The following is a 9,660-nucleotide window of genomic DNA, read 5'->3' as shown; positions in this document are numbered from 1 at the left end:
ATCAACCCGCTGGGCTTCTTCTGAGCGGTCCTCAGCCGCCGCGGATCGCTCCGACCCGCGGCCTTTCCGCCAAGGCACCTGCGGGTGCGCTCGTCCCGCGTCCCGACGCGGCTTTCCCCATGGCGGGTTCTGGCGCGACGCGGCCCTGGCCGCGTCTTTTTTTTCGCCTCGCCGCCGCCCCTGCATGGACTAGGCTTCTGCCCTGCACCAGGGCGAACCAGGGGGCGCAACGGCGTTCTCCCGGCGAACCTTGGGCGGGACAGGCAGTCCCTACCAAATCAGGGGGAAAACTCCTTCGAAAGTCTCATTCGGAGCGAGCCCCGCTGATGTTTAACTCGACCTGCCGGAATCGCCCGGCCCCACCAGAGAGGATCGACCCCATGTGGACCAAGCCCAGCTTCACCGACCTGCGTCTCGGTTTCGAAGTGACCCTCTACTTCGCCAACCGCTGATCCGTTCGGCCCCGGTCTTCCGGGGCCTCCCTCCAGCCCGCGGGGCAGACCCATGCACATCCGTATTCTCGGTTCGGCCGCCGGCGGCGGCTTCCCCCAGTGGAACTGCAACTGCCGCAACTGTCGCGGGGTCCGCGACGGCAGCGTAGCGGCCCAGCCACGCACGCAATCCTCCATCGCCCTGTCCGACGACGGCGAGCGCTGGATCCTCTGCAACGCCTCGCCCGACATCCGTGCCCAGATCGCCGCCTTCCCGGCCCTCCAGCCGGCGCGTCGGCCGCGCGATACGGCGATCGGCGCGATCGTCCTGCTCGACAGCCAGATCGACCACACCACCGGCCTGCTCAGCCTGCGCGAAGGCTGCCCGCACGAAGTCTGGTGCACGCAGATGGTCCACCAGGACCTCAGCGAAGGCTTCCCGCTGTTCCCCATGCTTTCCCACTGGAACGGCGGCCTGCGCCATCGGCCGATCGCCCTCGATGGCGAGCCTTTCGCCATTCCGGCCTGTCCGCGCCTGCGCTTCACCGCGATCCCCCTGCGCAGCAGCGCGCCGCCGTATTCCCCGCATCGCGGCGACCCCCATCCGGGCGACAACATCGGCCTGTTCGTCGAGGACCTCGATAGCGCCGGTACCCTGTTCTATGCGCCGGGCCTCGGCGAGGTGGACGAGGCGCTGCTCGAATGGATGCGCCGCGCCGACTGCCTGCTGGTGGACGGTACGCTCTGGCGCGATGACGAGATGCTGGTCTGCGAGGTCGGCGACAAGCTCGGCCGGCAGATGGGGCACCTGGCGCAGAGCGGGCCGGGCGGCATGCTCGAGGTGCTGGCGAAGGTGCCGGCCGCGCGCAAGGTGCTCATCCACATCAACAACACCAATCCCATCCTCGACACCGCTTCGGCAGAACGCGCCGAACTGGATGCCAGTGGCATCGAAGTGGCCTGGGATGGCATGCACATCCAGCTGTAGGGGGCCAACATGAGCCGTGCCGCCATGGATCGCGCCGAATTCGAACGGGCGCTGCGCGACAAGGGACGCTACTACCATATCCACCATCCGTTCCATGTCGCGATGTACGAGGGCCGTGCCAGTCGCGAACAGATCCAGGGCTGGGTGGCGAACCGTTTCTACTACCAGGTCAACATCCCGCTGAAGGACGCGGCGATCCTGGCCAACTGTCCCGACCGCGAGGTCCGCCGCGAGTGGATCCAGCGCATCCTCGACCACGACGGCGCCCCCGGCGAGGCGCGCGGCATCGAGGCCTGGCTGCGCCTGGCGGAAGCGGTGGGCCTGGAGCGCGAGCAGGTGCTCTCCGAAGAGCGGGTGCTGCCCGGCGTGCGCTTCGCCGTCGACGCCTACGTCAACTTCGCCCGTCGCGCCAGTTGGCAGGAGGCGGCGAGCAGTTCGCTGACCGAACTCTTCGCCCCGCAGATCCACCAGTCGCGGCTGGACAGCTGGCCGCGCCACTATCCGTGGATCGAGGCGGCCGGCTACGAGTATTTCCGCAGTCGCCTGGCCCAGGCCCGGCGCGACGTCGAGCACGGCCTGCGGATCACCCTGGAGCACTATCGGACCCGCGAGGCACAGGAACGCATGCTGGATATCCTGCAATTCAAGCTGGACGTGTTGTGGAGCATGCTCGACGCGATGAGCATGGCCTACGAACTCGAACGCCCGCCGTACCACACGGTGACCCGCGAGCGGGTCTGGCATCGGGGGCTGGCATCATGAGCCTGCCGTCGCTCGACAGCGTGCCGATGCTGCGCCGGGGCTTCCGCTTCCAGTTCGAACCGGCCCAGGACTGCCATGTGCTGCTCTACCCCGAAGGCATGGTCAAGCTCAACGACAGCGCCGGGGAAATCCTCAAGCTGGTCGATGGCCGCCGCGACGTGGCGGCCATCGTCGCGGCGCTGCGCGAGCGTTTCCCCGAAGTCCCCGGCATAGACGAAGACATCCTGGCGTTCCTCGAGGTGGCCCATGCGCAATTCTGGATCGAGCTGCAGTGAAAGCGTGGGGCCGCCGCTCTGGCTGCTGGCCGAGCTGACCTATCGCTGTCCGTTGCAGTGCCCGTACTGCTCGAACCCGCTGGAATTCGCCCGCGAGGGCGCCGAGCTGAGTACCGCGGAATGGATCGAGGTGTTCCGCCAGGCCCGCGAGCTGGGCGCCGCACAGCTCGGTTTCTCCGGCGGCGAGCCGCTGCTGCGCCAGGACCTCGCCGAACTGATCGAGGCAGGGCGCGGCCTGGGCTTCTACACCAACCTGATCACCTCCGGCATCGGCCTCGACGAGGCACGCCTGGCGCGCTTCGCCGAGGCCGGGCTGGACCACGTGCAGATCAGCTTCCAGGCCGCCGACGAAGAAGTGAACAACCTGCTCGCCGGCTCACGCAAGGCCTTCGCCCAGAAACTGGCGATGGCCCGCGCGGTGAAAGCCCATGGCTACCCGATGGTGCTCAACTTCGTCACCCACCGGCACAACATCGACAACATTGAGCGGATCATCCAGCTGTGCATCGAGCTGGAAGCCGATTACGTCGAACTCGCCACTTGCCAGTTCTACGGCTGGGCCGCGCTGAACCGTGCCGGGCTGCTGCCGACCCGCGCCCAACTGGAGCGCGCCGAGCGGATCACCGCCGAATACCGCCAGCGGCTGGCCGCCGAAGGCAACCCGTGCAAGCTGATCTTCGTCACCCCCGACTACTACGAGGAACGGCCGAAGGCCTGCATGGGCGGCTGGGCCAGCGTATTCCTCGACATCACCCCCGACGGCACCGCGCTGCCGTGTCACAGCGCGCGGCAATTGCCGGTGCAGTTTCCCAACGTGCGCGAGCACAGCCTGCGCCACATCTGGTACGAATCGTTCGGCTTCAACCGTTACCGCGGCGACGCCTGGATGCCCGAACCCTGCCGTTCCTGCGAGGAGAAGGAGAGGGACCACGGCGGCTGCCGCTGCCAGGCGTTCCTCCTCACCGGCGATGCCGACGCCACCGACCCGGTCTGCGCCAAGTCGGCACGGCACGACCTGATCCTCGCGGCCCGTCGCCAGGCCGAGGAGGCGCCGCTTGGCCTGGACGCGCTGACCTGGCGCAACCAGCGCGCGTCACGCCTGATCTGCAAGGCCTGAGGCAATGGTCGACTACGGCGACTGGCCGAGCGACTGGAGCGCCGAGCGCGCGGTGGCCGCCGGGCGCGATTTCAGCGAGCTGAAGGCGGCCCATGGCGGGCTGGCCTGGGTGGAATTCGATCCGGCCAGTGCGCGCTCGCGCCTGTACCTGTGGCGCGACGGCGTGCTGGAGGAGCCCACCGCGCCGGACGGCTCGGTGCGCAGCCGGGTCTACGAGTACGGCGGCGGCGCCTGCTGCGTGACGCTCGACGGGCTGGCCTGGGTCGACGAAACCGACCAGCAGGTACGCCGCTGGCGAGCGGGCCGCGCAGCCCAAGTGCTGGGCGGCGGGGCGCAGTGTCGCTACGGCGACCTGGCCTACGTCGATGCCTGGGATGCCCTGCTGGCGGTGGAAGAGAGCCATGGGCCGACCGGGGTCGTGCATCGCATCGTGCGCCTGGACGCCGATGGCGCGCGCCGGGTGCTGGTCGAGGGCGCCGATTTCTACGCCGCGCCGCGTGCCGCCGGCCAGGGGCGGCGGCTGGCCTGGATCGAATGGGACCGTCCGCACCAGCCCTGGACCGAGACCCGCCTGGGCCTGGCGGAGAATGGGCGTACGCGCTGCCTGGCCGGAGCCGGAGGCGGCGAGTCGATCCAGCAACCACGCTTCGATCCCGCCGGCCGCCTTCACTGGCTGAGCGACCGCGACGGCTGGTGGCGTCCCTGCGCCGAGGTAGCGTTGGCCGGCCGCTTCGCCGATGCCGACCACGCTGGCGCGCCCTGGCAATTGGGCGCTTGCAGCTACCTGCCGCTGGGAGAGGGAAGGCTGCTGCTCAGTCGCGTCGAGGCCGGCGGCGGGCAACTGTTCCTGCGCGAAGCGGACGGCAGCGAGCGGCGCCTGGCCGCGGACTGGAACCGGTTCGCCGGACTGGCCGCGGATGCCCGGGCGTTCTACTGCATCGCGGCGGCGGCCGGGCGCCTGCCGGCGCTGCTGGCGATCCATCGCGACGAGCTGCGTGTCGAGGTGCTGCGTGGCGGCGAGCGACCGCTGGCGGAGGACGACCTGTCGCATCCGCAGGCCTTCGTCTATAGGCTGGGCAACGGCGAAAACGGCCACGGTTTCTTCTATCCGCCGCGCAATGCCCGCCGCCGCGTCGATCCCCGACGACCACCGCCGCTGCTGGTGTGGCTGCATGGCGGACCGACCTCGATGCATTCGCCGGCGTTCGATGCCGGCCTGCAGTTCTGGACCCAGCGCGGTTTCGCCGTGGCGGCGCTGAACTACCGGGGCAGCAGCGGCTACGGCCGCGCCTATCGGCAGCGCTTGCGCGGCCAGTGGGGGCGCCTGGAGTTGCGCGATATCGAGGCCGCGCTGGCGCAGCTGGACGCGGAGGGACGGATCGACCGCGCCCGGGTCTTCGTCCGTGGCGCCAGCGCCGGAGGCTACAGCGCGTTGCGCGCCCTGGCTTGCCTCGATGGCCTGCGCGGCGGCGCCAGTCTCTATGGGGTCAGCGATCCGTTGGCACTGGCGCGTTGCACCCACAAGTTCGAGGGTGACTACCTCGACTGGCTGATTGGCGACCCGCTGCGCCAGCGCCGTCGCTACCTGGTGCGCAGCCCGGTGCTTCAGGTCGGGCGTATCCGCGCGCCGGTAGTGTTCTTCCAGGGCGGGCTCGACGCGGTGGTGGTGCCGGAGCAGACCGAGGCGATGGTCGCCGGCCTGCGGCGCAGCGGCGTGCGCGTGGAGTGCCACCGCTATCCGCAGGAGCGCCACGGTTTCCGCCAGCCGGCCAATCGCGCCCATGCGCTGCTGGCGGAATGGCGCTTCTACCTGGGCCTGCTGGAGGATTGAAAGGGCCGCCAAGGTCGCATTGCAATAACCGACGAATGCAGTAGGCTGCCGGCAATGTCCGATAACAATAAGAATGGTCTGTCAGATGAGCCACGACCTCAGCCAACTGCGTAAATTCGTCTCGCCCGAGATCATCTTCGGCGCCGGCTGCCGGCACAGCGTCGCCAACTACGTGAAGACCTTCGGTGCGCGCAAGGTCCTGCTGGTCTCCGACCCCGGCGTGCTCGCCGCCGGCTGGGTCGCCGACATCCAGGCAAGCCTGGAGGGGCAGGGCATCGACTACTGCCTGTATACCGACGTTTCGCCCAACCCCCGGGTCGACGAGGTGATGCTCGGCGCCGAGTTCTATCGCAGCGAGGGCTGCAACGTGATCGTCGCGGTGGGCGGCGGCAGCCCGATGGATTGCGCCAAGGGCATCGGCATCGTCGCCGCCCATGGCCGCAGCATCCTCGAGTTCGAAGGCGTCGACCGGCTGCGGGTGCCGAGTCCGCCGCTGATCCTGATCCCGACCACCGCCGGGACTTCGGCGGACGTCTCGCAGTTCGTGATCATTTCCAACCAGGACGAGCGCATGAAGTTCTCCGTGGTGAGCAAGGCGGTTGTGCCTGACGTCTCGCTGATCGACCCGGAAACCACGTTGACCATGGATCCCTTCCTTTCGGCCTGTACCGGCATCGATGCACTGGTACACGCCATCGAGGCGTTCGTCTCCACCGGCCACGGGCCGCTGACCGATCCCCACGCGCTGGAAGCGATGCGCCTGATCGATGGCAATCTGGTACAGATGATCGCCAATCCCGGCGACATCGCCCTGCGCGAGAAGATCATGCTCGGGAGCATGCAGGCCGGGCTGGCCTTCTCCAACGCCATCCTCGGCGCGGTGCATGCCATGTCGCACAGCCTCGGCGGCTATCTCGACCTGCCCCACGGCCTGTGCAACGCGGCGCTGGTCGAACACGTGGTGGCGTTCAACTACAGCGCCGCGCCGGAACGCTTCAAGGTGATCGCCGAGACCTTCGGCATCGATTGCCGCGGTCTGACCCAGGGGCAGGTCCGCCAGCGCCTGGTGGACCACCTGATCGCCTTCAAGCACGCCGTGGGTTTCCACGAGAGCCTCGCCCTGCACGGGGTCGGCAGCTCCGACATTCCTTTCCTCTCGCGCCACGCGATGCAGGACCCGTGCATCCTTACCAACCCGCGCGAGTCGAGCCAGCGCGATGTCGAGGTGGTCTATGGCGAGGCCCTCTGAGCAGCAGCAGGAGGCCCTGGCCGGGTTACTCGGCCTGGGCAGCCACTCCGCGCGCAAGAGCCACTACCCGGAGCTGCTGGCGCGCCTGGAGGAGCTGGAGGCCGAGCGCAACCGCTACAAATGGCTGTTCGAGCACGCGGTGCACGGCATCTTCCAGGCCAGCCTCGGCCAGGGGCTGCGCGCCGCCAATCCGGCGCTGGCGCAGATGCTCGGCTACGACGATCCGCAACAGGTGCTCTGGTCGCTGGAGGACATGGCCGGGCAACTGTTCGTCGGCGGCGAGGCCGAGATGCGACGGATCCGCGCGCTGCTGCGCGAGCGCGGCGGCCTGTTCGGCTACGAGACGCGCCTCTGGCGCAGGGACGGCAGTCACATCGAGGTATTGATGAACCTGCTGCTCAGGCACGACGAGGAAGAATTGGTCGAAGGTTTCGTCGCCGACATCACCGAGCGGGTCCAGGCCCAGCAGCGCCTGCAGACCATGAACGAGGAGCTGGAGCGGCGGGTAGCCGAGCGCACCCACGAGCTGGAAGAGCTCAACCGCCAGTTGCGCCAGGCGCGCGACGCCGCCGAAGCCGCCAACCACAGCAAGGACAAGTACCTCGCCGCCGCCAGCCACGACCTGCTGCAACCGCTCAACGCGGCGCGGCTGCTGGTCGACACCCTGCGCGAACGGGGCCTGCCGGCCGCCGAACTGCAACTGGTGGAGCGCACCCACCTGGCCCTGGAAGGCGCCGAGACCTTGCTCACCGACCTGCTGGAAATCGCCCGGCTCGACCAGAGCGCGATCCGTCCGGACCTGGACGACTATTCCCTCGACGAACTGCTCGCTCCGCTGGCCTCGGAGTTCGAGGAAGTCGCGCGTGCCGCCGGCCTGGCCCTGCGTGCGCGGATCCCGCGACTAGCAGTGCGCACCGACGCGCGCCTGCTGTCGCGGATCCTGCGCAACTTGCTCAGCAACGCCTGCCGCTACACCGAGCGCGGCAGCGTGCTGCTGGGGGCGCGCCGGCGTGGCGGCAAGGTACGCCTGGAGGTGTGGGACACTGGCCGGGGCATCCCCGCCGACCAGTTGCAGGCGATCTTCCTCGAGTTCAACCAACTGGACGCCGGGCGCGCTTCCGAGCGCCGTGGCGTCGGACTCGGGCTGGCCATCGTCGACCGTATCGCCGGCATCCTCGGCTACCGCATCGAGGTGCATTCGACTCCAGGCCGAGGCTCGCTGTTCGCCATCGAGGTGCCGCTGGTCCGCAAGCCGGCGCGGCCAGCACCCGGCGAGGCGATTGCGCGGGTTTCGGCTGGTGATCCGCTGCCGGGACGGCGGCTGCTGGTGGTGGACAACGAGACCGAGATTCTCTTCAGCATGTCCGCGCTGCTCGGCCAGTGGGGCTGCGAGGTGCTTACCGCCACCGACCTGGAAGGCGCGCGCAAGGCGCTCGATGGCCGCGCGCCGGATGCGATCCTGGTCGACTACCACCTGGACCACGGCGCTACCGGTTGCCAGTTGCTGGGCGCCTTGCGCGAGGACTACGGCGCGGAGATCGCCGCGGTGATGATCACCGCCGACCGCAGCGACGATTGCCGCCGCGCGCTGGCCCGCCTGGGCGTGCCGCTGCTCAACAAGCCGCTGAAGCCCGGCAAGCTGCGCGCGGCCCTGAGCGCCTTGCTCGGCGAGCTCTAGAGCGCGTACCGCCGCCTGGGACGGTGCACGCCCTAGCCAGGCCGGCGGCTGCGCCGGTGCAGTGCGACGGCCAGGGCCAGCCCGCCGAGCGAGGCCAGGCAGGCGAAGAGGAACATCGAGCGGAAGCCGAACAGGTTGGCGACGAAGCCCACCAGCGGCCCGGTGATGCCCAGCGACAGGTCGACGAACAGCGAGTAGGCGCCCAGCGCCGCGCCACGGTTGGAAGCCGGTACCAGGTTCACCGCTTCCACGCCGAACGCCGGGAACACCAGGGAGAAGCCGAAGCCGGTGAGGGCCGCGCCGGCCAGGCCGACCCAGGGATTCGGCGCGCTCCACAGCAACAGCAGGCCGAGGCTTTCGACGCCGAGGCAGATGATCGCCACGCGGAAGCCGCCGAGCCGGTTGATGCTATTGGCGAACAACAGCCGGGCGCCGATGAAGCAACCGCCAAAGGCACTCAGGCAGAGCACTGCGTTGGCCCAGCCACGGCTGGCGTAGTAAAGGGTGATGAAGGTGGCGATGGTGCCGAAGCCGATCGCCCCCAGCGCCAGGCCCATACCGTGCGGGGTGACCCGGCCGAGCACATGGTGGAACGGCAGTCGCTCGCCGTGCACCAGCGGCGCCGGCAACTTCGGCCAGGCCAGGGCGAAGCCGAGCGCCCCGAGCAGGACGATGGACGCGCCCATGCTCCACAGCCCCAGCCACTGCACCAGCAGCACCCCTAGCGGCGCCCCGAGGGCGATGGCGCCGTAGCTGGCGATGCCGTTCCAGGAAATCACCTTGGCGGTGTGCGGCGCGCCGACCCGGCCGATGCCCCAGCCGATCGCCGCCGAGCCGACCAGGCTTTCCGCCGCGCCGAGTACCAGGCGGCCGACCAGCAGGCTGGCCAGGCTCAGCGCCGGCCAGCCCTGGATCGCCACCGAGAGCAGCATGAACAGCCCGCTCGCGGCGCTGCCGGCCATGCCGTAGAGCACCGCGCGCTTCGGCCCGAGGCCGTCGATGACGCGCCCGGCGTAGGGCCGGGCGAGCAGGGTGGCGAGGTACTGCAGGCTGATCACCAGGCCGGCCAGCACCGAGCCGTAGCCGAGGTCGTCGTGCACGTAGCCGGGCAGCACCGCCAGCGGGATGCCGATGGTCAGGTAGCCGATGAAGGTGAACATCACCACCGAGACGATCTGCAGGGTGACGTTCTGCCGGGCGCTGTCCTGCGCCGGCGGGGTGGGGCGGATATCGACGGACATGTGGGAAACGCGGTCGCAGTGGGTTGTCGCGGTCCGCCATGATGACCGTTGCAGATGACGAATGAAAGCAGGCTAACGGATTCGCCGG

9 protein-coding genes are annotated in these 9,660 nt (G+C 69.2%); 8 read left to right on the top strand and 1 reads right to left on the bottom strand.

The genetic code is table 11. The annotated features are described in order from the left end of the window. The first annotated feature begins 380 nt into the window (after window positions 1-380). From pqqA to JHD77_RS20230, 8 genes are all read left to right on the top strand, one after another. On the top strand, window positions 381-452 hold the full coding sequence (gene pqqA / locus JHD77_RS20265) for a pyrroloquinoline quinone precursor peptide PqqA (protein WP_003106462.1): 72 nt from the start codon (window positions 381-383) through the stop codon (window positions 450-452). A 52-nt stretch (window positions 453-504) separates the two neighbouring features. Continuing rightward, window positions 505-1,419, top strand: coding sequence for a pyrroloquinoline quinone biosynthesis protein PqqB (pqqB, locus tag JHD77_RS20260; RefSeq protein ID WP_003106464.1), 915 nt, complete (start codon window positions 505-507; stop codon window positions 1,417-1,419). 9 nt (window positions 1,420-1,428) lie between these two features. After that, complete coding sequence (gene pqqC, locus JHD77_RS20255) at window positions 1,429-2,181, top strand: pyrroloquinoline-quinone synthase PqqC (RefSeq protein WP_023089074.1); 753 nt, start codon at window positions 1,429-1,431, stop codon at window positions 2,179-2,181. Next, complete coding sequence (pqqD, locus tag JHD77_RS20250; protein ID WP_003088542.1) at window positions 2,178-2,456, top strand: pyrroloquinoline quinone biosynthesis peptide chaperone PqqD; 279 nt, start codon at window positions 2,178-2,180, stop codon at window positions 2,454-2,456. The genes pqqC and pqqD overlap by 4 nt, the downstream gene beginning before the upstream one ends. Then, on the top strand, window positions 2,428-3,573 hold the full coding sequence (gene pqqE, locus JHD77_RS20245; RefSeq protein ID WP_003119136.1) for a pyrroloquinoline quinone biosynthesis protein PqqE: 1,146 nt from the start codon (window positions 2,428-2,430) through the stop codon (window positions 3,571-3,573). The genes pqqD and pqqE overlap by 29 nt, the downstream gene beginning before the upstream one ends. A 4-nt stretch (window positions 3,574-3,577) precedes the next feature. Then, on the top strand, window positions 3,578-5,404 hold the full coding sequence (locus JHD77_RS20240) for an alpha/beta hydrolase family protein (RefSeq protein ID WP_023089075.1): 1,827 nt from the start codon (window positions 3,578-3,580) through the stop codon (window positions 5,402-5,404). Between the two features lie 85 nt (window positions 5,405-5,489). Then, window positions 5,490-6,653 carry an alcohol dehydrogenase-like regulatory protein ErcA gene (gene ercA, locus JHD77_RS20235; protein ID WP_003088548.1) on the top strand — a complete coding sequence of 388 codons (1,164 nt, stop codon included), beginning with the start codon at window positions 5,490-5,492 and terminating at the stop codon, window positions 6,651-6,653. Continuing rightward, entirely contained in the window at window positions 6,637-8,331 is a 1,695-nt protein-coding gene (locus JHD77_RS20230; protein WP_003106469.1) for a hybrid sensor histidine kinase/response regulator, read from the top strand. Before ercA ends, JHD77_RS20230 begins: the two co-directional genes overlap by 17 nt. Window positions 8,332-8,363: 32 nt before the next feature. Here the strand turns inward: JHD77_RS20230 and JHD77_RS20225 are convergent, their stop codons facing one another. Beyond that, the gene (locus JHD77_RS20225; protein WP_003113497.1) at window positions 8,364-9,572 is read right to left on the bottom strand and encodes an MFS transporter; all 1,209 of its coding nucleotides are present in this window, start codon (window positions 9,570-9,572) and stop codon (window positions 8,364-8,366) included. Window positions 9,573-9,660 lie beyond the last annotated feature (88 nt).

The sequence above is a fragment of the Pseudomonas sp. P20 genome (genome assembly GCF_016463925.1).
Taxonomy (GTDB): domain Bacteria; phylum Pseudomonadota; class Gammaproteobacteria; order Pseudomonadales; family Pseudomonadaceae; genus Pseudomonas; species Pseudomonas aeruginosa.
The sequence above is the reverse complement of the archived record's forward strand: the minus strand, read 5'-3'. Positions and strand labels throughout refer to the sequence as shown.